Source organism: Streptomyces sp. NPDC059852 (genome assembly GCF_042731455.1).
GTDB lineage: Bacteria > Actinomycetota > Actinomycetes > Streptomycetales > Streptomycetaceae > Streptomyces.
Genome location: NZ_JBHWJK010000031.1, coordinates 50,558 through 72,600 on the forward strand (window position 1 = coordinate 50,558; position 22,043 = coordinate 72,600).

General features: G+C 72.1%; 24 protein-coding genes. 16 read left to right on the forward strand and 8 right to left on the reverse strand.

Features of this window, described 5'->3' with window-relative positions; translation table 11 throughout:
• Positions 1 to 7 precede the first annotated feature (7 nt).
• Entirely contained in the window at positions 8 to 682 is a 675-nt protein-coding gene (locus ACFV46_RS29450) for a hypothetical protein (protein ID WP_376729838.1), read from the reverse strand.
• 111 nt (positions 683 to 793) lie between these two features.
• Between ACFV46_RS29450 and ACFV46_RS29455 the strand changes: the two genes are divergently transcribed.
• The 10 genes from ACFV46_RS29455 to pstB all read left to right on the forward strand — a co-directional run bounded on the left by ACFV46_RS29455 (position 794) and on the right by pstB (position 11,377).
• Entirely contained in the window at positions 794 to 1,180 is a 387-nt protein-coding gene (locus tag ACFV46_RS29455; protein WP_151784729.1) for a GntR family transcriptional regulator, read from the forward strand.
• Positions 1,177 to 2,064, forward strand: coding sequence for an ABC transporter ATP-binding protein (locus ACFV46_RS29460; RefSeq protein ID WP_361922516.1), 888 nt, complete (start codon positions 1,177 to 1,179; stop codon positions 2,062 to 2,064). The genes ACFV46_RS29455 and ACFV46_RS29460 overlap by 4 nt, the downstream gene beginning before the upstream one ends.
• Positions 2,061 to 3,056, forward strand: coding sequence for an ABC transporter permease subunit (locus ACFV46_RS29465; protein WP_376729837.1), 996 nt, complete (start codon positions 2,061 to 2,063; stop codon positions 3,054 to 3,056). Before ACFV46_RS29460 ends, ACFV46_RS29465 begins: the two co-directional genes overlap by 4 nt.
• 141 nt (positions 3,057 to 3,197) lie before the next feature.
• Positions 3,198 to 5,573 carry an RNA degradosome polyphosphate kinase gene (locus tag ACFV46_RS29470; protein WP_376729836.1) on the forward strand — a complete coding sequence of 792 codons (2,376 nt, stop codon included), beginning with the start codon at positions 3,198 to 3,200 and terminating at the stop codon, positions 5,571 to 5,573.
• On the forward strand, positions 5,554 to 6,573 hold the full coding sequence (locus ACFV46_RS29475) for a CHAD domain-containing protein (protein WP_385500471.1): 1,020 nt from the start codon (positions 5,554 to 5,556) through the stop codon (positions 6,571 to 6,573). Before ACFV46_RS29470 ends, ACFV46_RS29475 begins: the two co-directional genes overlap by 20 nt.
• Before the next feature lie 28 nt (positions 6,574 to 6,601).
• Entirely contained in the window at positions 6,602 to 7,021 is a 420-nt protein-coding gene (locus ACFV46_RS29480) for an NUDIX hydrolase (RefSeq protein ID WP_361922505.1), read from the forward strand.
• 196 nt (positions 7,022 to 7,217) lie between these two features.
• On the forward strand, positions 7,218 to 8,351 hold the full coding sequence (pstS, locus tag ACFV46_RS29485) for a phosphate ABC transporter substrate-binding protein PstS (RefSeq protein ID WP_361922502.1): 1,134 nt from the start codon (positions 7,218 to 7,220) through the stop codon (positions 8,349 to 8,351).
• A gap of 130 nt (positions 8,352 to 8,481) precedes the next feature.
• Entirely contained in the window at positions 8,482 to 9,486 is a 1,005-nt protein-coding gene (gene pstC / locus ACFV46_RS29490; RefSeq protein WP_361922499.1) for a phosphate ABC transporter permease subunit PstC, read from the forward strand.
• On the forward strand, positions 9,483 to 10,547 hold the full coding sequence (pstA, locus tag ACFV46_RS29495; protein ID WP_385500472.1) for a phosphate ABC transporter permease PstA: 1,065 nt from the start codon (positions 9,483 to 9,485) through the stop codon (positions 10,545 to 10,547). Before pstC ends, pstA begins: the two co-directional genes overlap by 4 nt.
• 53 nt (positions 10,548 to 10,600) lie before the next feature.
• Complete coding sequence (pstB, locus tag ACFV46_RS29500; protein WP_376729834.1) at positions 10,601 to 11,377, forward strand: phosphate ABC transporter ATP-binding protein PstB; 777 nt, start codon at positions 10,601 to 10,603, stop codon at positions 11,375 to 11,377.
• A gap of 126 nt (positions 11,378 to 11,503) precedes the next feature.
• Here pstB and ACFV46_RS29505 read toward each other — a convergent pair whose 3' ends face one another.
• A complete protein-coding gene (locus ACFV46_RS29505) occupies positions 11,504 to 12,502 on the reverse strand; it encodes an inorganic phosphate transporter (protein ID WP_361922490.1) in 999 nt (332 codons plus the stop codon).
• A gap of 7 nt (positions 12,503 to 12,509) precedes the next feature.
• Positions 12,510 to 13,130, reverse strand: a complete 621-nt coding sequence (locus ACFV46_RS29510; RefSeq protein ID WP_015659485.1) for a DUF47 domain-containing protein — start codon at positions 13,128 to 13,130, stop codon at positions 12,510 to 12,512.
• A gap of 235 nt (positions 13,131 to 13,365) precedes the next feature.
• Here ACFV46_RS29510 and ACFV46_RS29515 point away from each other — a divergent pair, with 235 nt between their 5' ends.
• Positions 13,366 to 13,746: a metal-sensitive transcriptional regulator gene (locus ACFV46_RS29515; RefSeq protein ID WP_361922487.1), complete on the forward strand. Its 381-nt coding sequence runs from the start codon at positions 13,366 to 13,368 to the stop codon at positions 13,744 to 13,746.
• 12 nt (positions 13,747 to 13,758) lie between these two features.
• On the opposite strand, the gene ACFV46_RS29520 is transcribed toward ACFV46_RS29515, so the two are convergent.
• Both ACFV46_RS29520 and ACFV46_RS29525 read right to left on the reverse strand, forming a co-directional pair.
• A complete protein-coding gene (locus tag ACFV46_RS29520; protein WP_361922484.1) occupies positions 13,759 to 13,935 on the reverse strand; it encodes a hypothetical protein in 177 nt (58 codons plus the stop codon).
• Positions 13,936 to 14,006: 71 nt separating this feature from the next.
• Complete coding sequence (locus ACFV46_RS29525) at positions 14,007 to 14,846, reverse strand: hypothetical protein (RefSeq protein ID WP_361922481.1); 840 nt, start codon at positions 14,844 to 14,846, stop codon at positions 14,007 to 14,009.
• 95 nt (positions 14,847 to 14,941) lie between these two features.
• Here ACFV46_RS29525 and ACFV46_RS29530 point away from each other — a divergent pair, with 95 nt between their 5' ends.
• Positions 14,942 to 15,112: a hypothetical protein gene (locus ACFV46_RS29530; protein WP_361922478.1), complete on the forward strand. Its 171-nt coding sequence runs from the start codon at positions 14,942 to 14,944 to the stop codon at positions 15,110 to 15,112.
• Positions 15,113 to 15,546: 434 nt separating this feature from the next.
• Positions 15,547 to 17,142, forward strand: a complete 1,596-nt coding sequence (locus ACFV46_RS29535) for an FAD-binding oxidoreductase (RefSeq protein ID WP_385500477.1) — start codon at positions 15,547 to 15,549, stop codon at positions 17,140 to 17,142.
• A 4-nt stretch (positions 17,143 to 17,146) separates the two neighbouring features.
• Here the strand turns inward: ACFV46_RS29535 and ACFV46_RS29540 are convergent, their stop codons facing one another.
• Both ACFV46_RS29540 and ACFV46_RS29545 read right to left on the reverse strand, forming a co-directional pair.
• Positions 17,147 to 17,857, reverse strand: coding sequence for a phosphatase PAP2 family protein (locus ACFV46_RS29540; protein WP_385500479.1), 711 nt, complete (start codon positions 17,855 to 17,857; stop codon positions 17,147 to 17,149).
• A 196-nt stretch (positions 17,858 to 18,053) separates the two neighbouring features.
• Entirely contained in the window at positions 18,054 to 18,998 is a 945-nt protein-coding gene (locus tag ACFV46_RS29545; RefSeq protein WP_376729867.1) for an NlpC/P60 family protein, read from the reverse strand.
• A 265-nt stretch (positions 18,999 to 19,263) separates the two neighbouring features.
• Here ACFV46_RS29545 and ACFV46_RS29550 point away from each other — a divergent pair, with 265 nt between their 5' ends.
• A complete protein-coding gene (locus ACFV46_RS29550) occupies positions 19,264 to 19,626 on the forward strand; it encodes a DUF1330 domain-containing protein (RefSeq protein ID WP_385500480.1) in 363 nt (120 codons plus the stop codon).
• Between the two features lie 10 nt (positions 19,627 to 19,636).
• Here ACFV46_RS29550 and ACFV46_RS29555 read toward each other — a convergent pair whose 3' ends face one another.
• Positions 19,637 to 20,596 carry an alpha/beta hydrolase gene (locus ACFV46_RS29555; protein WP_385500482.1) on the reverse strand — a complete coding sequence of 320 codons (960 nt, stop codon included), beginning with the start codon at positions 20,594 to 20,596 and terminating at the stop codon, positions 19,637 to 19,639.
• Between the two features lie 215 nt (positions 20,597 to 20,811).
• Between ACFV46_RS29555 and ACFV46_RS29560 the strand changes: the two genes are divergently transcribed.
• Complete coding sequence (locus ACFV46_RS29560) at positions 20,812 to 21,288, forward strand: MarR family transcriptional regulator (protein ID WP_361922460.1); 477 nt, start codon at positions 20,812 to 20,814, stop codon at positions 21,286 to 21,288.
• A gap of 325 nt (positions 21,289 to 21,613) precedes the next feature.
• Complete coding sequence (locus ACFV46_RS29565) at positions 21,614 to 21,922, forward strand: hypothetical protein (RefSeq protein ID WP_055624817.1); 309 nt, start codon at positions 21,614 to 21,616, stop codon at positions 21,920 to 21,922.
• Positions 21,923 to 22,043 lie beyond the last annotated feature (121 nt).

The following is a 22,043-nucleotide window of genomic DNA, read 5'->3' on the forward strand; positions in this document are numbered from 1 at the left end:
GCCCTCCTCACCCGACGGGCCGGGCCCGGACCACGAGGACGTCGAGCGCGTGCTCGTCGCCGGCGAGGGACAGCCCGGCCCAGCGCGCCTGCGCGGCGAGCAGGCTGAAGGCGCGCTGCGGCGCGCAGGTCACGTCGCCGGCATCGGTGCCGTCCTCGCCGCCCAGCCGCTCCGCCACCGCCCGGGCGGCCGCCTCGGCGTCGGCGGCGTGCGGGCCCAGCGCGGTGGGCACCGGCTTGCCCTCCCCCGACACGAACGCCTCCACGAGCAGCAGCGGGGCCCCGCCGTCCGCCGTACCGCGCCAGCGCCGTGGCTGCGTGGTGGCCGCGAGTCCGGGCAGCGCGCGGGCGATTCCCGCCAGCAGCCACGCCCCCTGCGCCAGCCCGGTCGCCAGCGCCCCGGCCCCCGCACTCGCCGACCAGGCCCGGTTCCCCTCCCCGGCCCGGCCCTTCCCCAGCAGCCGCCAGTCGTCGGGCACGGGCACGGACATCGGCGCCTCCAGCGCCAGCACCGCGGCGCTCCCGTCCGCGAGGGCGGCGGTGAGCGCCTCCACCGCGCCCGCGGGGTCGTCGCCGTGCGCGGTGAGCGTGCGCCCCGGTACGTCGATGGCCGCCCAGGCGAAGGAGCCCGTGCGGACGGAGCCCACGTCGACGGCGACCACACGCGCTGGCGATCCGGCCACGCGCCCCTCCCCCTGTCGTCGAGTCCGGTCACCGTACCGGACCCGCTTGACATCGCGACCCCCTTCCACCACCCTTTCACTACTCAATTAGTGAAAGGGTGGTGGAACGCGATGATCGAGTACCGCATCGACCGGCGCTCCGGCGTCGCCACCTACGTGCAGATCGTGCAGCAGACCAAACAGGCGCTGCGGCTCGGGCTGCTGGAGCCCGGGGACAAACTGCCCACCGCCCGGGAGGTCGTCGAGGCGACCGCCATCAACCCGAACACCGTCCTCAAGGCGTACCGCGAACTGGAGCGCGAGGGACTGGTCGAGGCGCGGCGGGGGCTCGGCACCTTCGTGCGGCGGGGGCTGAACACCGCGCCGGCGGACTCACCGCTGCGCGCCGAGCTGGACGCCTGGGCCGTCCGGGCCCGTGCGGCCGGGCTGGACCGCGACGACGTGGACGCGCTCTTCACTTCCGTACTGGACACACACTTCAAGGGGGACCCGTCATGACCGAGACCGCCATCGAGGCGGCCGGGCTGGGCATGCGGTTCGGGCGGCGGGGGAAGCCGGCGCTGGACGGCTGCGCGTTCCGGATCCCGGCGGGCGGCGTGTGCGCCGTCGTCGGCCCGAACGGCGCCGGCAAGTCGACCCTGCTGTCCCTGGCCGCCGGACTGACCCGGCCCACCGACGGCACGCTCACCGTCCTCGGCCGCTCCCCCGCCGAGGCCCGCGCCCGGGTCGGACACGTCGCCCAGGACAAGCCCCTGTACCCCCAGCTGACCGTCGCCGAGACCCTGCGCTGGGGCCGTGAGCTGAACACCGGCCGCTGGGACGACCGGGTCGCCGAGCGGATCGTCGCCGAGGGCGAGCTCGACCCGTACGCGAAGATCCGTACCCTGTCCGGCGGCCAGCGCACCCGCGTGGCGCTCGCCCTGGCCCTCGGCAAGCGGCCCGAACTGCTGCTCCTGGACGAGCCGATGGCCGACCTCGACCCGCTCGCCCGGCACCAGCTGACGGGGACGCTCATGGCCGACGCGGCCGAGCACGGCACCACGGTCGTGATGTCCTCGCACGTCGTCGCCGAGCTGGAGGGCTCCTGCGACCACCTCCTGCTGCTCGGCGCCGGACGGGTGCGCCTGTCCGGACCGCTGGACGACGTCCTGGCCGCGCACCGCCTGGTCACCGCGCGTGCCGACGCCTCCCTCGACCCGCACACCGTGGTCGAGGCGCGGACCACCGGCCGCGGGCTCACCGCCCTGATCCGGCCCGAGGGCCCGCTCGACCCCGCGTGGCAGGACACCGTCCCCACCCTGGAAGAGCTGGTCCTCGCCCATCTCCGTGCCCCTCAGGCACCCGCCCTGCGCCTCGACGACGCCCAGGAGGCCGCCGTATGACCGCCGTGACCCTCGAGACCACGGCGGCCGCCGACCGGCGCCGGGGACCCCGCGGCCTGCTCTGGGCGACGCTGCGGGTGCACCGCTCGGCGCTGTGGTTCTGGGTGATGCTGGTGGCCGTCTGCGCCGGCGTCCTGCTGTGGGCGTACGGCCCCGGCGCGGACGCCGCCTGGGCCGAGTACCGGTCCCGCGGCTGCCTCGACGGCCGGCCGCAGCTGGGCTGCGACATGGCGGGCGACGCCGCGGGGCTCTACCACAGCGCCACGGCGCTGGCCGGCGGGCTCATCGGGCTCGTCCCCTTCCTCACCGCCGCCTGGGCCGGAGCCGTGCTCATCGGGCGGGAGCTGGAGAGCGGCACGGCCCGGCTGGCCTGGACGCAGTCGGTCTCCCCGTCCCGCTGGCTCGCCGCCAAGCTCGCCGTCCCCGCCGCGCTGCTGGTGGCCGGCATGCTCGTCCTCACGCTGCTGCACCGCCTGCTGTTCGGCTCCGACGGCGCGCTGCGCACGACCATCGGGGCAGCCGACTGGTACCAGAGCCCGGCCTACGAGGCCAACGGCACCCTCGCCACCGCCTACGCCCTGCTGGGCCTGGCCGTCGGCGCCCTCGCGGGCCTGCTCCTGCGCCGCGCCGTGCCCGCGCTGGGCACGGCGGTCCTCGCCCTCGGCGCCCTGACGATCGTCCTCGGCGATCTGCGCCCGTACCTGTGGCCGGTCAGGACGCAGACCGGCGAGGAGTACCCCGAGTGGACCGGCATGGTCGTCGACGACGGCGCCCTGACCTCCGGCGGCGCCCGCGTCAGCGACCCGCTGTGCGTGGACGACGCCCGCTGCCTGGCCGAGCACGACATCGTCGGCTACTACCGCGACTTCCACCCGGCCTCGCACTTCTGGCCCCTGCACCTGGTCGAGACGGCCATCGTCCTGGCCCTGGCGGCCCTCGCGGTCCTGGTCTCCTTCCGTCTGCTGAACCGCCGCACCGCGCGAGCCGTATGAGGGGAGCGGCCGCTCCTCGCGCGCGTCCGCACGTCTCTCCACGGGGGGAGGGACGTGCGGACGCGCGCGGGCCGCGTCCCGCTTCACCGCACGCCATGTCCTGGTAACCGGCGGTTAAGACAGCCTTGGGACGCTCGGCCCATGACTCCCGCCGTGCCAGAGCCCACGCCGCCTCCGCACGCGGGCGCGGGGAACGGGAACGTGCGACGCCTCCCAGCGACGCTCCCACCCGCCCGTTCCGACGCGCCTGTACGCCTCGATGCGCGGAACAATGGGCGTATGAGCCAGCCCTCGAACGCCCCGGCACAGGTCCAGCCCGCGCAGCCCTCCGTGGGCTCCATCGCGGCGCACCGCCCGCACACCGTCACCTCGGCGGTCGTCTCCGACCTGGAACCCGACATCGACGCCGATCTCGACGCCTACGACGTCGGCGAGGTCGAGGGCGTCCAGCTCCCCCAGGGCCGCTTCCTCGACCGGGAGCGCAGCTGGCTGGCGTTCAACGAGCGGGTGCTCGAACTCGCCGAGGACCCGGCCACCCCGCTGCTGGAGCGGGCCAACTTCCTCGCCATCTTCGCCAGCAACCTGGACGAGTTCTTCATGGTCCGGGTGGCCGGACTGAAGCGCCGCATAGCCACCGGCGTGGCCACCCGCTCCGCGTCCGGACTCCAGCCGCGCGAGGTGCTGGAGATGATCTGGGCCCGTTCGCGCGAGCTCATGGCCCGGCACGCCGCCTGCTACCACGAGGACGTGGCCCCCGCCCTCGCGGAGGAGGGCATCCACCTGGTCCGCTGGAACGAGCTGACGGAGAAGGAGCAGGCCCGCCTCTTCACCCTGTTCCGGCACCAGATCTTCCCGGTGCTGACCCCGCTGGCGGTCGACCCGGCGCACCCCTTCCCGTACATCTCCGGGCTCTCCCTGAACCTGGCCGTCCGGGTCCGCAACCCCGTCACCGGCACCCCGCACTTCGCCCGCGTCAAGGTGCCCCCGCTGCTCTCCCGCTTCCTGGAGGCCTCCCCCGGCCGGTACGTCCCGCTGGAGGACGTCATCGCCGCGCACCTGGAGGAGCTGTTCCCGGGCATGGAGGTGCTGGAGCACCACGCGTTCCGGGTGACCCGCAACGAGGACCTGGAGGTCGAGGAGGACGACGCGGAGAACCTCCTGCAGGCCCTGGAGAAGGAGCTCATGCGGCGCCGCTTCGGCCCGCCGGTGCGCCTGGAGGTCGAGGAGAACATCAACCAAGAGGTCCTGGACCTGCTGGTGCGCGAGCTGAAGATCAGTGAGGCCGAGGTGTACCCGCTCACCGGCCCCCTGGACCTCACCGGGCTCTTCCGGATCGCCTCCATCGACCGGCCCGAGCTGAAGTACCCGAAGTTCATCGCCGGCACCCACCGCGACCTCGCCGAGGTGGAGTCGGCGTCCGCGCCGGACATCTTCGCCGCGCTGCGCAGCCGGGACGTCCTGCTGCACCACCCGTACGACTCGTTCTCCACGTCTGTGCAGGCGTTCCTGGAGCAGGCGGCGGACGACCCGGACGTCCTCGCGATCAAGCAGACCCTGTACCGGACCTCCGGCGACTCCCCCATCGTCAACGCGCTCATCGACGCCGCCGAGGCCGGCAAGCAGGTCCTGGTCCTGGTCGAGATCAAGGCGCGCTTCGACGAGCACGCCAACATCAAGTGGGCCCGCAAGCTGGAGGAGGCCGGCTGCCACGTCGTGTACGGACTGGTCGGCCTGAAGACGCACTGCAAGCTGTCGCTGGTGGTCCGTCAGGAGGGCGAGACGCTGCGGCGCTACAGCCACGTCGGCACCGGCAACTACCACCCGAAGACGGCCCGCCTCTACGAGGACCTGGGGCTGCTCACCGCCGACCCGCAGGTCGGCGCGGACCTGTCCGACCTGTTCAACCGGCTGTCGGGCTACTCGCGCCGCGAGACCTACCGGCGCCTGCTGGTCGCGCCCAAGTCGCTGCGGGACGGCCTGATCGCCCGGATCAACAAGGAGGTCCAGCACCACCGTGCCGGACGTCCCGCCTACGTCCGCATCAAGGTCAACTCGATCGTCGACGAGGCCCTGATCGACGCCTGCTACGCCGCGTCCCAGGCGGGCGTGCCCGTGGACATCTGGGTGCGCGGCATCTGCGCGGTCCGCCCGGGCGTGACGGGCCTGTCGGAGAACGTCCGCGTCCGCTCGGTCCTCGGCCGCTTCCTGGAGCACTCCCGGGTCTTCGCGTTCGGCAACGGCGGGGAGCCCGAGGTGTGGATCGGCAGCGCCGACATGATGCACCGCAACCTCGACCGCCGTATCGAAGCCCTGGTCAGGGTCACCGACCCGGCCCACCGTGCGGCCCTGAACCGGCTCCTGGAGACCGGGATGTCGGACACCACCGCGTCCTGGCACCTCGGCCCGGACGGCGAGTGGACCCGGCACGCGACGGACGCGGAGGGCCAGCCCCTGCGCAACGTCCAGGAGATGCTCATAGACGCCCGGAGGCGCCGGCGTGGCACAGCGACACCCTGATCCGGCGGACCGCCCGGCCGGCGCGGTCACCGGGGACGCCCTCGCGGACCATCTGCGCGCCCGGGCCACGGAGTTCCTCCGTGCCCTGCGGCTGCACCGGGAGGGCGGTACGGGCGCCGAGCCCGACGACGCGGTCCGGGCGCTGCGGCGCTCGGCCCGCCGGATCAGCGGCAGCCTGCACACGTTCCGGCCGCTGCTGGACGCCGGCTGGGCGGAGTCCGTCCGGCCGGAGCTGGCCTGGCTGTCGGGCACCCTGGCCCTGGAGCAGGCGTACGCGGCCCGGCTGGAACGCCTGCTGCTGGCCCTGCACCGGCTGTCGGGCACCCCGGTGCTCCCGGCGCAGGCACCGGGCCCGGCCGGATCCGCCGCCACCGAGCGCGGCAAGCTCGCCCTGGGCGCGGCCAAGGCGGGCGCGCTGCTCGAACGGCAGCTCACGCTGGCCCGGACCCGCGCCCACTCCTCCGCCCTCCAGGCCCTCGGCGGGAGCCGCTTCCACGCGGTGGCCGACACCGTCGCCCTGCTGGCCAGCGAGGTCCCTCTGACACCGGCGGCGGCCACCGCCGACCTGCGTCCCCTCGCAGCCGCCGCCGAGGAGCGGCTCGCCGCCGCGGTGACCGCGCTGCCGCTGGTGCGGGCCGGGCACCCGTACAACGCGGAGGCGCTGGTCCACGGCCTGTCCCCGGACCCGTCCCCGCATCCGCAGGACGCGCCCTGGCATCAGGTCCGGCTGCTGCTGCGCCTGCACCGCTACGCCCGCGAGGTCCTGCACGGCGACGACCTCACGGACGTACGGCTGACGGCGGCCGGGCAGGCCCTGGACCGGCACCGGGACGCCTCCGAGGCGGCGGCCGCCGCCGCCCGGGCGGCCCGCACCCCCCGGATCGCGCCCGCGACCGCCTACGCCCTCGGTGTGCTGCACGCCGACCAGCGGCACGAGGTGGAGGCGGCCCGGTACGCGTTCCAGCGGTCCTGGCAGAAGCAGACCGTGGGCACGTCCTGACCCACGCCGCCCCGAGGAGGCGCACCCGGTGACAGACGCGGACGACGGTACGGTGCACGCCGCGGGCTGCGTCCTGTGGCGCCGCTCGGCCGGTGGTGGCCTGGAGATCTGCCTGGTCCACCGGCCCAGGTACGACGACTGGTCGCACCCCAAGGGCAAGCTGAAGCGCGACGAGGACCCCCTCGCGGGCGCGCTGCGCGAGGTCGCCGAGGAGACCGGGCACACGGCCCGGCCGGGGGAGGAGCTGCCCACGGTGCGCTATCTCGTGGACGGCCGCCCCAAGGAGGTGCGCTACTGGGCCGCCGAGGCGGGCCCCGGCACCTTCACGCCGAACGCGGAGGTCGACCAGGTGCTGTGGCTGCCTCCCGAGCGCGCCCGGGACCGGCTGACCCAGGCCAGGGACCGCATGCTCGTCGACGCCCTGCCGGCGTCGCTGCACCGGGCGTAGGCGGGACGCGGCCGCACCGCCCCGTCCTCAGGGGTTCACCCGCCGTTCACGCTCGCCCTTCGGTGCCTTCACCTGTTCTGTCTAATTTCGGCCGTGCACGATGAGAGACCGCGCCCCGGGGGACGTGTCCTCATCGCACCACTCTTCGCACGCCGCCGAATTCAGGACGGCGGCTCCCGGAAGGAAATCCCTCACAGTGAAGCTTCAGCGCAAGACCCGGCGGACTCTCGCACTCGGCGCGATCGCCGTCTCCGGCGCCCTGGCCCTCACGGCGTGCGGCTCCGACGACACCGGCAACGCAGGCGGCGGCGACTCGGCGGCGACCGCCAAGGCCGGCGCCATCGACTGCGGCGACGCCAAGGGCCAGCTCCAGGCGTCCGGCTCGTCCGCGCAGAAGAACGCGATCGACGCGTGGGTCAGGCAGTACACGACGGCCTGCAAGGGCGTGCAGCTCAACTACAACCCGACCGGCTCCGGTGCCGGTGTCACCGCCTTCCTCCAGGGCCAGACCGCGTTCGCGGGCTCCGACTCGGCCCTGGACGCGGAGGAGATCGCCGAGTCCAAGAAGACCGCCTGCACCGACGGCGGCCAGGCCATCGACCTGCCGATGGTCGTCGGCCCGATCGGCGTCGGCTACAACGTGCCGGGCGTCGACAGCCTCGTCCTGGACGCGCCCACCCTCGCCAAGATCTTCGACAGCAAGATCACCAACTGGAACGACAAGGCCATCGCGGCGCTCAACCCCGACGCGAAGCTGCCCGACCTGAAGATCCAGGCGTTCCACCGCTCGGACGAGTCCGGCACCACGGACAACTTCACCAAGTACCTGTCCGCCGCCGCGCCCGACGACTGGAAGTACGAGCACGGCAAGTCCTGGGAGGCCAAGGGCGGCCAGTCCGCGTCCGGCTCCTCCGGCGTGGCGCAGCAGGTGAGCCAGACCTCGGGCGCGATCTCCTACATGGAGCTGTCCTACGTCAAGGACGGCATGAAGTCCGTCAAGATCAAGACGGGTGCCGCCCAGCCGGTCGAGGCGACCACCGAGAACGCCACCAAGTCCATCTCCGAGGCCAAGGTCGTCGGCACCGGCAAGGACCTGGCGCTGGAGCTGAACTACACCCCGTCCGCCGAGGGCGCCTACCCGATCACCCTCGTCACGTACGAGATCGTCTGCGACAAGGGCAACAAGGCGGAGACCCTGCCCGCCGTGAAGTCCTTCCTCTCCTACATCGCCTCCGAGGACGGCCAGGGCCTGCTGGCCGACGCCGGCTACGCCCCGGTCCCGGCCGAGATCGTCACCAAGGTCCGCTCCACGGTCTCGAGCCTGAGCTGACCCGAGCCGCGGCCGGGCCCCGCCCGGGTCCGGCCGCACATCCGGTGCACCGCCGCCAGGAGCGCCCCGCCGCCGGGAGCGCTCCGCCGTGAGCCGCCCCGCGCGGCGGCTCCGCAGACCGGAGACCCTCATGGACATATCAGTAAAGAACGACACAGCTCCGCCCACCCCCCTCCCGACCCCGGCCCGGCGCGGAAACAGCGCCCGCGGCGCCACCCGCCCCGGCGACCGGATCTTCCTCGCCCTCTCCCGCGGCTCCGGCGTCTTCCTGCTGGTGCTGATGGCCGCCATCGCCGTCTTCCTGAGCCTTCGGGCCGCGAGCGCGATCGGCAAGGACGAGGCCAACTTCTTCACCACCTTCGAGTGGAACCCCACCGGCGACCCGCCCGCCTTCGGCATCGCGGTGCTCGCCTTCGGCACGGTCGTGTCGTCGGTCATCGCGCTGGCGATCGCCGTCCCGGTCTCCGTCGGGATCGCGCTGTTCCTCACGCACTACGCCCCGCGCCGCCTCGGCGGCCCCATCGCGTACGTGATCGACCTGCTCGCCGCGGTCCCGTCCATCGTCTACGGCCTGTGGGGCGCCCTCGTCCTGGTGCCGCACCTGGGCGGCCTGTACGCCTGGCTCGACGAGTACCTCGGCTGGACCGGCGTCTTCGAGTGGAACGGCGGCGCCCCGCGCGCGCTGTTCACCGTCGGCATCCTGCTCGCCATCATGATCCTGCCGATCATCACCAACGTGAGCCGGGAGATCTTCCGGCAGGTCCCGCGGACGCACGAGGAGGCCGCCCTGGCCCTCGGCGCCACCCGCTGGGAGGTCGTCCGGATGGCCGTCCTGCCCTACGGGCGCTCCGGTGTCATCTCCGCCTCGATGCTGGGCCTCGGCCGGGCGCTCGGCGAGACGATGGCCGTCGCGATGGTCCTGTCGCCGACCTTCGACATCCAGGCCAGCCTGCTCGACCCGGGCGGCGGCACCTTCGCCCAGAACATCGCCAGCAAGTTCAACGAGGCCACGACGGACGGCCGGGACGCGCTGATCGCCTCCGGCCTGGTGCTGTTCGTCATCACCCTGCTGGTCAACGGCACCGCCCGCCTCATCATCGAGCGGCGCAAGGAGTTCTCGGGGGCCAACGCATGAGCCACACGTCCGTTCCCGCCCCGCGCCCGGGCAGCCTGAAGGGCGCCACCCTGCCGAAGTGGTTCCCCTGGGCGGTGGCCGCCGGGTCCGTCGCCCTCGGCCTCGCCGTCAGCGCGGCCGCCGGACTGGACAGCAGCATCCAGTGGGCGCTGATCGCCGCCCTGCTGTTCGTCGCCGGCTCGTACGGGATCTCCGCGCGCGTCGAAGGCCGCCGGCAGGCCAAGGACCGCGTCGCCACCAGCCTGATCTGGGTCGCCTTCCTGCTCGCCGTCGTCCCGCTGGCCTCGCTCGTCTACGAGACGGTCCGGCGCGGGACGAAGGTCCTCGACGGCCACTTCCTCACCCACTCGATGGGCGTGGTCGCCGACACCGAGACCGGCGGCGGCATCTACCACGCCCTCCTCGGCACCCTGGAGCAGGTCGGCATCGCCACCGCCATCGCCGTGCCCCTCGGCGTGCTCACCGCCATCTATCTGGTCGAGTACGGGCGCGGCAGGCTCGCCAAGGCGATCACGTTCTTCGTCGACGTCATGACGGGCATCCCGTCGATCGTCGCCGGCCTGTTCGTCCTCAGCCTGTGGATCGTCGTCCTCGGCATGGGCTACTCCGGCTTCGCCGGCTCCATGGCGCTCGCCATCCTGATGCTGCCGGTCGTCGTCCGCTCCACCGAGGAGATGCTCAAGCTCGTCCCGAACGAGCTGCGCGAGGCGTCGCTGGCGCTGGGCGTGCCGAAGTGGCGGACCATCCTCAAGGTGGTGCTGCCGACCTCCGTCGGCGGGATCACCACGGGCGTCATGCTCGCCGTCGCGCGCATCACCGGCGAGACCGCCCCGCTGCTGCTCCTGGTGTGGGTGACGAACTTCATCAACGCCAACCCCTTCCAGGACCCGCAGGCCTCCCTGCCCGTGTACATCTACCTCCAGTACGCGAACAGCGGCGGCTCGGGCGCCGCCTACGACCGCGCCTGGGCGGCGGCCCTGGTGCTCATCGCGTTCATCATGATCCTCAACCTGGTGGCCCGCGGCATCGCCCGCTGGAAGGCCCCCAAGGCCGGTCGCTGACGCGACCCCGTGGAACAGTCAGCGACTCGGATCCGAAAGAAGCAGTGATCGACATGGCCAAGCGCATCGATGTCAGCGGCCTCAACGCCTACTACGGCTCCTTCCTCGCGGTCGAGGACATCTCGATGACCGTCGAGCCCCGCTCCGTGACGGCCTTCATCGGCCCGTCCGGCTGCGGCAAGTCCACCTTCCTGCGCACCCTCAACCGGATGCACGAGGTCACCCCGGGCGGCCGCGTCGAGGGCAAGGTCCTCCTGGACGACGAGAACCTGTACGGCCCCGGCATCGACCCGGTCGCCGTGCGCCGCGAGGTCGGCATGGTCTTCCAGCGCCCCAACCCGTTCCCCACCATGTCGGTGTACGACAACGTGGCGGCGGGCCTGAAGCTCAACGGCTCGTACAAGAAGTCCGAGCTGGACGACATCGTGGAGAAGTCCCTGCGGGGCGCGAACCTGTGGAACGAGGTCAAGGACCGGCTGGCCAAGCCGGGCTCGGGCCTCTCCGGCGGTCAGCAGCAGCGCCTGTGCATCGCCCGCGCCATCGCGGTCGAGCCGGACGTCCTGCTGATGGACGAGCCCTGCTCCGCCCTCGACCCGATCTCCACCCTCGCCATCGAGGACCTGATCGGGGAGCTGAAGGAACGGTTCACGATCGTCATCGTGACCCACAACATGCAGCAGGCGGCGCGGGTCTCCGACCGCACGGCGTTCTTCAACCTGGCGGCCGTCGGCAAGCCCGGCCGGCTGATCGAACTCGACGACACCGAGCGGATCTTCTCCAACCCGTCGGTCCAGGCCACCGAGGACTACATCTCGGGCCGCTTCGGCTGACCGGACCGCCGCCCGCCGGACCCCTCGCGGTGCTGCATGGCGGTGCCACCGCGAGGCACGGGAAGGGCCCGCCCCCAGGAGCCGGGGGCGGGCCCTTCCACGTACCGCGTCACAGGGGCGCGGACCTCACAGGAACGCGAGGTCCACGATCCAGAAGGACACGGCCGCGACGACGGCCGCCGCGGGCATCGTGATGAACCAGCCCAGGACGATGTTCTTGGCCACGCCCCAGCGCACGGCGTTGACGCGCTTGGTGGCGCCCACACCCATGATCGCGGAGGTGATCACATGGGTCGTGGAGATCGGCGCGTGGAAGATGAACGCCGAGCCGAACATGATCGAGGCGCCCGTGGTCTCGGCCGCGAAGCCCTGCGGCGGGTCCAGCTCGATGATCTTCCGGCCCAGGGTGCGCATGATGCGCCAGCCGCCCGCGTAGGTGCCGAGGGACAGCATCAGCGCACAGGCGATCTTCACCCACACCGGGATCGGGTCGCCGTAGTCCTCGACGTCGGCGATGACCAGGGCCATCACGACGATGCCCATCGTCTTCTGCGCGTCCTGAAGGCCGTGCCCGAGCGCCATGCCGGCCGCCGACACCGTCTGCGCGATACGGAAGCCCCGCTTGGCCTTGTGCGGGTTGGACCGCCGGAACATCCACAGGATCGCCGTCATCACCAGATAGCCGACGACCAGACCGATGACCGGTGACACGAACATCGGGATGACGACCTTGTCGACGACGCCGTTCCAGTACACCTTCGTGCCACCGGCGAGCGCCGCGCCCACCATGCCACCGAACAGGGCGTGCGAGGAGGACGACGGCAGGCCGAAGTACCAGGTGATCAGGTTCCAGACGATCGCGCCGACCAGGGCGGCGAAGAGGATGGCCATGCCCGTGGAGCCCTCGGGCGTCTGGATCAGGCCCTCGCTGACCGTCTTGGCGACCCCGGAGCCCAGGAAGGCGCCGGCCATGTTCATCACGGCTGCCATGGCGAGCGCCGCGCGGGGCGTGAGCGCGCGCGTCGAGACCGAGGTGGCGATGGCGTTCGCCGAGTCGTGGAAGCCGTTGGTGTACGTGAAGAAAAGCGCGACCCCGATGGTCACGACCAGAGCGAAGGTGTCCATGAAGGGGTCAGGACTCCTTGACGGCGATGGTCTCCACCGTGTTCGCCACATGCTCGAAGGCGTCCGCCGCCTCTTCCAGCACGTCCACGATCTGCTTGAGCTTCAGCACCTCGATCGCGTCGTACTTGCCGTTGAAGAGGTGGGCGAGCAGCTTGCGGTGTATCTGGTCGGCCTGGTTCTCGAGGCGGTTGACCTCGATCCAGTACTCGGTCAGGTTGTCCATGGTGCGCAGGTTCGGCATCGCCTCGGCCGTCAGCTCGGCCGCCCGCGCCAGGACCTCGATCTGCTGCTCGACGCCCTTGGGCAGTTCCTCGACGTTGTAGAGGACGACCAGGTCGACGGCCTCCTCCATGAAGTCCATGATGTCGTCGAGGGACGACGCGAGGGAGTAGATGTCCTCGCGGTCGAACGGCGTGATGAACGAGGAGTTCAGCTGGTGGAAGATCGCGTGCGTCGCGTCGTCACCCGCGTGTTCCGCGGCCCGCATCCGTTCGGCGATCTCGGCCCGGCCGGCGGTGTCCGCCCCGAGCAGTTCCATCAGGAGCTTCGAGCCCGTGACGATGTTGTCCGCGGATGCGGCGAACATGTCGTAGAAGCTCGTCTCCCGGGGGGTCAGACGAAATCGCACGTGTGGTCCTCAGGATGCATCGGTTTCGGTCAGGCTGATGCTAGGCGCATCATCCGGCCACGGCTAATGGGCCGCCTCCCAGTGTCGCCCATCAGGCACAGTGGTCGGCACGGGGGCCGCCCGTAAGCCCCGGTGGGGCGGGCCCACGGGTGGCGGCCATCACTCCCCTACCCGGCAAAGTTCGGTACGATATACCCGGTAGGGGTATAGAAGCGGTTTACGTCGGGAGGACGCGATGACGACCACAGAGGCCGGCGCGGGTGCGCCCTCCGCCGCCGACGACGCCCTGGAGACGAAGCCCGGCGCGGACATCGTGACGGATCACGACCGCGGCGTCCACGGTTACCACCACCAGAAGTCGGAACACCTCAAGCGGCTGCGCCGGATCGAGGGCCAGATCCGCGGTCTGCAGCGCATGGTCGACGAGGACGTCTACTGCATCGACATACTCACGCAGGTCTCCGCGTCGACGAAGGCGCTCCAGTCCTTCGCGCTGCAACTGCTGGAGGAGCACCTTCGCCACTGCGTCGCCGACGCGGCCCTCAAGGGCGGTGCGGAGATCGACGCGAAGGTGGAGGAGGCCACGAAGGCCATCGGCCGCCTGCTGCGGACCTGAGCGTCCGCCCGGTCAGCGGGTCCGCGCGTCCCGCTCCTCCGCGACCCGCAGCACCTGGTCGATGCTCTCCAGGCTGAGCCGCTCCTCACGGGCGGCCGACGCCGCGATGATCAGTTCTCCGCACAGCTCGATCTCGGCGAGGGCCACGTGGTCCTGCACCGCCGTACCGCCGACCGGAGCCACGCGCATCACCTCTTCTCTGCCGTTACCGACTTCCTAGAGTAGGGAGCGGCCTACGGACCGCGCATGGCACGGACGGGCTAGTCCTCGGCGATCTGCCCGGCGTAGATGTCGTCGTCGTCCGGCAGCCGGACGCGGGCGGGAGCCCCGAAGTCGTACAGCGCGGTGGTGGACGTCACGTCGACGGCGTCGCGGTGCTGCCCGTTGACGAAGCTGAAGCGGTGCCTGACCTTCCGGACCAGCCCGTCGTCGTCCAGGTAGACGTCGAACGGCACCTGGTCCGTGGCGAACCCTTTCGCCGCCGCCGCGAGCGCCCGGGCGTTCCCGTCGGACGCCCTCCGGGCCGCGGCGCCCAGGTCGGCGGTGCCCCGGTAGTGCCGCACCCGGGTCCCGGAGACCTCCGCCCGTCCCAGGTACCGGGCGGTGCGGGCGCCCCGCAGCACCTCGGCGGCGGCGAACGGGTCGGTGGCGCCGCCGGTGACGAGATTGCCGTCGGTCAGGGACCGCGTCTCCACACGCACCCACTTGTCGGCGGGCACGCCCGCGCCGCGGTTCTTCATGAACAGCGCGCCGGGCGCGAGCAGCTCGGTGATCGGCCGCTGCCCCGCCGTCCCCGCCGGGTCCTGCGGCAGCCGCACCTTCAGCCGCCCGAGCTGCCGGCCGAAGTCGTACACGCCCTCGCCCCGGATGGTGACCCGGGTGCCGCCGGTGGCCATCTCCATCCACGTGCGCGCCCGGGAGCTGCGGGCGTCCACCAGCGCGTCGGCGGCCGCGCGCACGACGTCGACCGGATCGGCGCCACGGGCGTCCTCGGCGGCGGCCCCGCTCTGCGCGCATCCGCTTCCGGCGAGGCAGAGACCCAGGAGCCCCACCGCGACGCCGGCTCCCCGCATGCGCCTGTGCTGCTGCCTCTGGGCCATCGCCTGCCTACCCCCGGTACATCCGTCACGGGCTCCTTGTCGTACCGGTTAACGAACGGTGCGGGCCCCCGTCACGCCTGGGTACCGTGGGGGCGATGGCAGACCAGGACGAGCACCGGACGACGACGGTGGAGAAGGGCCCCTTCTGCACGGCCCACTGCACCTGCGGCTGGCGGGGCCCGGCCCGCCGAGCCCGAAGCCAGGCCCGCACGGACGCGGAGACACACACCCGCGCCGGACCGCGACAGGGTCTGTCAGGCGCCTGACGACGCGGCCCGCCACACAGCCCGTCCGGCGTGTGAGGAGAGGCCTGCCACCCAGCCCGTCGCGCGTTGAGGACGACGCCCGCCCCCAGCCCGCCCCGCGCTTCATGACGAGGCCCACCACCCCCAGCCCGCCCCGCGCTTGAAGACAAGGCCCACCACCCCCAGCCCGCCCGCCGCTCGAAGACAAGGCCCGTCACCCCCAGCCCGTCCGGCGTTTGAGGACGAGGCCCGTTCAGGGCCGAAGCGGGGGTCCGGGGGCGGCAGCCCCCGGAAGGCAGGCGGGGTCGAAGGGGCGGAGCCCCTGGTGATGGGACGGGTAGGGGCGGAGGGGGCGAACTCCTCCGGCCGAGACACACCCCCGTCGAAGGGCCGGCCGCCCATGGAACCCCACGCCGCGCCACCCCGTCTCGTTCCACGTGACCCCAGGAGGCGACATGGAACGGCGTACCTTCATCGGCGGCGGCACCGCGGCAGCCCTCGCCGCGCTGACGACCACCGCCTGCGAGGCCGGCAAGGACAAGACCGGCACGAACAAGGGCGGCACGAACAAGGCCGGCACGAACAAGGCCGGCACCCACCCCTCCTCGAAGAGGACCCGCACCTCCACCGCCTCCGCCCCCACCCCCGCCACCTGGTCCGCCCTCGCCCGCGACCTCGACGGCTCCCTCATCCGCCCCGGCGACGCCTCCTGGGCCTCGGCCCACCAGCTCTACAACACCCGTTTCGACGGCCTGAAGCCCACCGCCGTCGCCTACGTCGCCCACGCCGACGACATCCGCACCACCCTCGCCTACGCCCGCGCCCACCGCCTGAAGGTCGCCATCCGCAACGGCGGCCACAGCTACGCCGGCTGGTCCTCCGGCGACGGCCGCCTGATCATCGACGTCTCCCGGCTCGACCGCATCCGCGTCTCCGGCGGCACCGCGGTCGTCGGCGCCGGCTCCAAGCTGATCGACGTCTACCGCACGCTCGCGGCGAAGGGCGTGACCATACCCGCCGGCTCCTGCCCGACCGTCGGCGTCTCCGGCCTCACCCTCGGCGGCGGCCACGGCGTCACCTCCCGCGCCTACGGCCTGACCTGCGACAGCCTCACCCGCGCCGTCCTCGTCACCGCCGACGGCAAGCAGCTCACCGCCGACGCCTCCACGAACCAGGACCTCTTCTGGGCCCTGCGCGGCGCCGGCAACGGCAACTTCGGCGTCGTCACGGAACTGCACTTCAGGACCCACCCCGCCCCGCAGTCGGTGACGGCGTACATGAGCTGGCCCTGGTCGAAGGCCGCCGCCGTGATCAGGGCCTGGCAGGAGTGGGGCCCGTCCCAGCCGGACGAGATCTGGTCGGCACTGCACCTCAGCGGCGCCGGCGCCACCCCCACCGTCTCCGTGTCGGCCTTCTCCCTGGGCACCTACCGAGAACTCCAGAACGCCGTCGACCGCCTCGCCGACGGCCCCGGCGGCCCGGGCCCCGCCCGCAGCGTCAGCCTCAGGCGCCGCTCCTACGAGGAGTCGATGGAGCTGTACGCCGGCTGCGCGTCGTTCACCGACGAGCAGTGCCACCTCCCCGGTTCCACCCCGGGCCGCACCCCGCAGGGCGCGCTGAACCGGGAGACGTACGCGGCGAAGTCGGACTTCTTCGACCGCTCCCTGTCAGCGGCCGGCGTCCAGACGCTGATCCGGCAGCTGGAGTCGGTGCGCGGCGGCTCGGGAAGCATCGCCCTGACGGCCCTGGGCGGGGCCGTGAACCGGGTCTCCCCCACGGCGACGGCGTTCGTCCACCGCCGCTCGCGCATGCTGGCCCAGTACATAGGCTCCTGGCGGGCGGGCACCTCCGGCACCGCCGTCCAGTCCTGGCTGACGGCCGCGCACGACGCGATGCGGCCGTACGCCTCCGGGGCCGCGTACCAGAACTACACCGACCCGTCCCTGAAGGACTGGCGCACGGCGTACTACGGGGACGCGGCGACCAGGCTGGCGAAGCTGAAGAGGCGGTACGACCCGCAGAACTTCTTCTCCTCCCCGCAGTCCCTGTAGCCCCTCAGGCGGCGAGGTCGCGCTCCTCGGCCCCCGGGCCGTCCTTGCGGCCTCCGCGCAGCAGCGCACCGCTGCCGTCGTCCCCGGACCGCCCGCGCGCGCGGATCAGCCAACCGCCGCGCGGGGAACGTTCGATCGCGGACATGAGCGGTGTCAGCAGGGCCATGGCCAGCGGGGACAGGAGCAGCGCGACGGCCGTGCCGAGCGCGAACCCGCCGACGACGTCGGTCGGGTAGTGCACGCCCATGTAGACCCGGCAGAAGCCCTCGAGCAGCGCGAGGCCGATGCCGATGAGCCCGAACCTCCGGTTGGCGACGAACAGGGCGACGCCGAGGGCCATCGCGATGGTGGCGTGGTCACTGACGAAGGAGTAGTCGGTCTTGCCGCTGACCAGGACCTCGAGCCCCTGATGGTCGTTGAAGGGCCGGGGGCGTTCCACGAAGCCCCTTATCGGCACGTTCACGAGGACGGCGATGCCCGCGGCCAGCGGCGCCCACACGAGCGCGGCCACCGAGGAGGCCGCGTCCTCCGCGCCGCGCCGCCGTACGGTCCACCAGCACCAGAGCACGGTCAGGACGAGGCCGAGCAGCACGCCGTACTCACCGACGAACTCCATGACCCGGTCGAACCAGTGCGGCGCCTCCTTGGTCAGGCCGTTGATGTCGTACAGCAGCTCGACGTCGGGGTTCGACCCGGATTCTGCGAGTCCAGCCATGTTGCCGCGGCCCCTTCATCGTCTCTCGGCGCATCCTGCGTACGCCGTTCCGCCCACCCCCGTGGTTGTAGATCCGGCTACGTCACCAGGAACGCACGGTCCCCGTCGATACGTTCCACACTCCACTGAATGATCACGCAGACGTTATCGAAGAGAGACCCGTCATCGCAGCTCAGGGGGAGGGTTGACGCTCCGTCTACACCGTCGTGGGCAGCGCTTTCGCGCCATCCTCCGTCACCCGGGTGGCCCCGAAGTAGTCGGGGGTGTCGATCGGGTCGAACCGGATCACAGCACCCGTTCTCGGGGCGTCGATCATGTATCCGCCGCCGACATAAATACCGACATGCCGGATGGCCCGTGAGTTCCCGAGGTCGTCCGAGAAGAACACCAGATCCCCGGGCAGCAGTTCGTTCCTGGCCGGATGCGGTCCCGCGTTCCACTGGTCGTTGGCCACGCGGGGCAGCGTGACGCCGACGCTCTCGTAGGCGGCCTTGGTCAGCCCCGAGCAGTCGAAGCGCCCGCCGTCCTCGGCGGTGCCGTCACCGCCCCAGAGGTAGAGGGTGCCCAGCTTCTTCTGCGCGTACGCGATGGCCCCGGCGGCCTGCCTGCTGGGGTCGAGACGGGAGACCGGCGCGGCGAAGCTCTCCTCCAGCGTCGTGATCGTCTTCACGTAGTTCCGGGTCTCCTTGTACGGCGGGACGCCGCGGTACTTGATGACCGCGTACGCCCCGGCGTTGTAGGAGGCGAGCATGTTGCGCTTCAGGTCGCCGGGCACGTCCTTCACGTACGACGCGAGCGTGCAGTCGTACGACGCGGCCGACGGGATGGCGTCCGCCGGGTCCCAGACGTCACGGTCGCCGTCGCCGTCCCCGTCGATGCCGTGGGTGGCCCAGGTGCCCGGGATGAACTGCGCGATGCCCTGGGCCGCCGCCGCGCTCTGCGCCCGCGGGTTGAAGCCGCTCTCCTGATACAGCTGGGCGGCGAGCAGGGCCGGGTTGATGGCGGGGCACAGGTTGCCCCACTTCTCCACGAGCGCCTGGTACGCGGCGGGCACGGCGCCCTTGGCCAGGTTCCGGGCGCCGCCGCTCAGGCCGCCCGCCAGGTTCCCGGCGACGAGGTACACCCCGACGACGAGCACCATCACGAAGCTCAGCCCCGCCGCGACGGCGGAACCCGCCACGATCCAAGCCTTACGCACCGTCAATCGCCCCTCGCCCGCCGGGAGTCCGCCCGCGCCAGTGTAGGAGCTTCCCCCGCCCGGGCCCCGGCAACCGGCCCAACCCCCGCCCGGGCATGACCCGGCGGGTAATCGATCCCGGCGTGGCCGGCGTGCCACGATCGCGGTGCGGGCCGCTCGATCCGCCCCGCCCCATCACGTCCCGTCCCGTCCCGACCGGGAGGCCCTCATGCCCGCCTACGCCATAGCCCACCTCCGCGACCTCGCCCCGCACCCCGAGGTCGCCGAGTACATCGACCGCATCACCGCGACCTTCACGCCGTACGGGGGCCGCTTCCTGGTGCACGGCACCCCGCACGAGACGGTCGAGGGCGACTGGCCCGGCGCCGTCGTGATGATCGCCTTCCCCGGCCTCGCCGAGGCCCGCGCCTGGTGGAACTCCCCCGCCTACCGGGAGATCGCCCCGCTGCGCACCCGTCACATCGCGGGCGACATCATCCTGGTCGACGGGGTCCCCGAGGGCTACGACCCCACCGCGACCGCGCAGGCCGTACGGGACTCCCTGCCCGCCGCGGACGGTTCGTCCGCCTGAGACACCGCGGTCACGCCGCGAAGGCGTCCCGCAGCACCCCGATCGCCTGCTTGATCGCCCCGTCGGCGGCCTGGGTGCCGCGCAGGGCGTTCAGCATCACGAAGTCGTGGATGGCGCCCTGGTAGCGCACGGCGGTCACCGGGACGCCGGCCTGGCGCAGCTTGTCCGCGTACGCCTCGCCCTCGTCGCGCAGCACGTCGGCCTCGGCGGTGACGACGAGGGCCGGCGGCAGGCCGGTGAGCTGCTCGACGGTGGCGCGCAGCGGCGAGGCGGTGATCTGCGCGCGCTCGGCCTCGTCGGTCGTGTACTGGTCCCAGAACCACTGCATGGCGTCGCGGCGCAGGAAGTAGCCCTCGGCGAACTGCCGGTAGGAGCCGGTGTCGAACGAGGCGTCGGTGACCGGGTAGAAGAGCACCTGCGCCACTAGCGGGACGTCCCCGCGCCGCTTGGCCATCAGCGTCAGCGCGGCGGCCATGTTGCCGCCCACCGAGTCACCGGCCACGGCGATCCGGCGCGCGTCCAGGCCGTGCCCGGCGCCCTCGGCGGCGACCCAGCGCGCCACGGCGTGGTTCTGCTCGATGGCGACCGGATAGCGGGCCTCGGGCGAGAGGTCGTACTCGGGGAAGACGACCGCGGCACCGGCGCCCACGGCCAGTTCCCTGACGAGGCGGTCGTGGGTGTGGGCGTTGCCGAAGACCCAGCCGGCGCCGTGGATGTAGACGATGACCGGCAGCGTCCCGGAGACACCCGCCGGACGGACGATCCGGACCCGAACCCCACCGGTCGGGCCACCGGGCACGGTCAGCCCCTCCTCGTCGACGGCCGGCTTGGCCACCTCGCCCGACTGCACCTCGTCGACGGCCTTGCGCCCGCCCTCCGGACCGAGGTCGAAGAGGAACGGCGGCTGCGCGGTCGCCTCGACGAACGCCTGGGCGGCGGGCTCGAGAACGGGGCGGTGGGACTCGGTCATGGCGAACTCCTCGGATCGGGGTGCCGCGGACGGGACCACCCGGCCGGTTCGCCGGGGTCGGCGGCACGACAAACGTAGTGCTCGATTAAGTCGTGCGCAACTTATTCGCTTACGATTCCATCGTGTTCGACTCCATAGGCCACGATGAGGTGGCCCCCGATACACTTGGGGGACGCAGAGACGCACAGGCAGCAACCGCCGCACCAGGAGCCCCGATGAGCGCGACCCCACCACCCGAACCGCCCGCGCGCGGCCCCGGCTCCCTGCTCCTGGACGACCAGCTCTGCTTCGCCCTGTACGCCGCCTCCCGCGCCGTGACCGCTCGATACCGGCCACTTCTCGACGAACTGGGCCTGACCTACCCCCAGTACCTGGTGATGCTGGTGCTCTGGGAGCAGGACTCGATCTCCGTACGCGACCTCGGCGCGGCCCTCCAACTGGAGTCCAGCACCCTGTCGCCCCTGCTCAAGCGCCTCGAGGCGGCCGGACTGCTGCGCCGCGAGCGCCGCCCCGACGACGAGCGGTCGGTCGCCCTCCGGCTCACCGAGGCCGGTGCCGGCCTCCGCGAGCGCGCGGCCGCCGTCCCTCTCGCGATCGGCGACGCCATGGGCCTGACGGCGGAACAGGACGCCCTGGCCAAGCAGCTCCTGCGGCTCATCACGGCGAACGTCGGCGAGAGCCGCGGAGCCTGACGCCCTCTCACGCGGCCGTTCACCCGCCCGGGATAGCCTTCACCCGCAGAACACGGGCACGACCCCTCACCCGGGCGTCCGCCAGAAGCGGCACCGGCGCGAAGAGGGGCTAACGACAGAACCGCACCCCAGGTTCCGCTCAGGCCTCGTTGCTCGGCGTGACCTGGCGTGATACACAGAGTGACCATACGAGCTATTCGTACGAATCCCGACCATCAATGACGCCAAGTCGACATCCGGAAGCGGCATTGTCGGCGAGAATGAGACCTGACCTCTGCGCACTGCGGGGGGACCGTGGAACTACCCAACAGGGGCGGTGACTTACATGTTCTTTGCGGCCGACAAGGGCGACATCAACACCATCATCGGCGGGATCGCCCCGGACTGGGGTCCGTTCGGAGCACTGGGAAACGAAGCCAAGACGATGATCCAGGTCGTCATGGCGGTCGCGATCCTGATCTGCCTCGGCATCGCCATCTGGGGGGCGGCCAAACAGCGCATCGGCGCCACGGCCCTGCGGGACACGTTCAGCGCCGAGCAGGGCAAGGGCCTGATCGTCGCCGGCCTGACGGGCGTCTTCATCATCGGCTCCCTGGGCACGCTCTTCACCATCGTGTACGGCATGGCCGTCTAGCGCCTCACCCCCTCCGTCCGCCCCGGGCACGCCCGGCTCCGCTGTCCCCTACCCACCCGTCGTGCCCACCGGCTGAGGTTGCGTCTCCCTGATGTCCAGTCACCACACCGCGCCCGCGCGG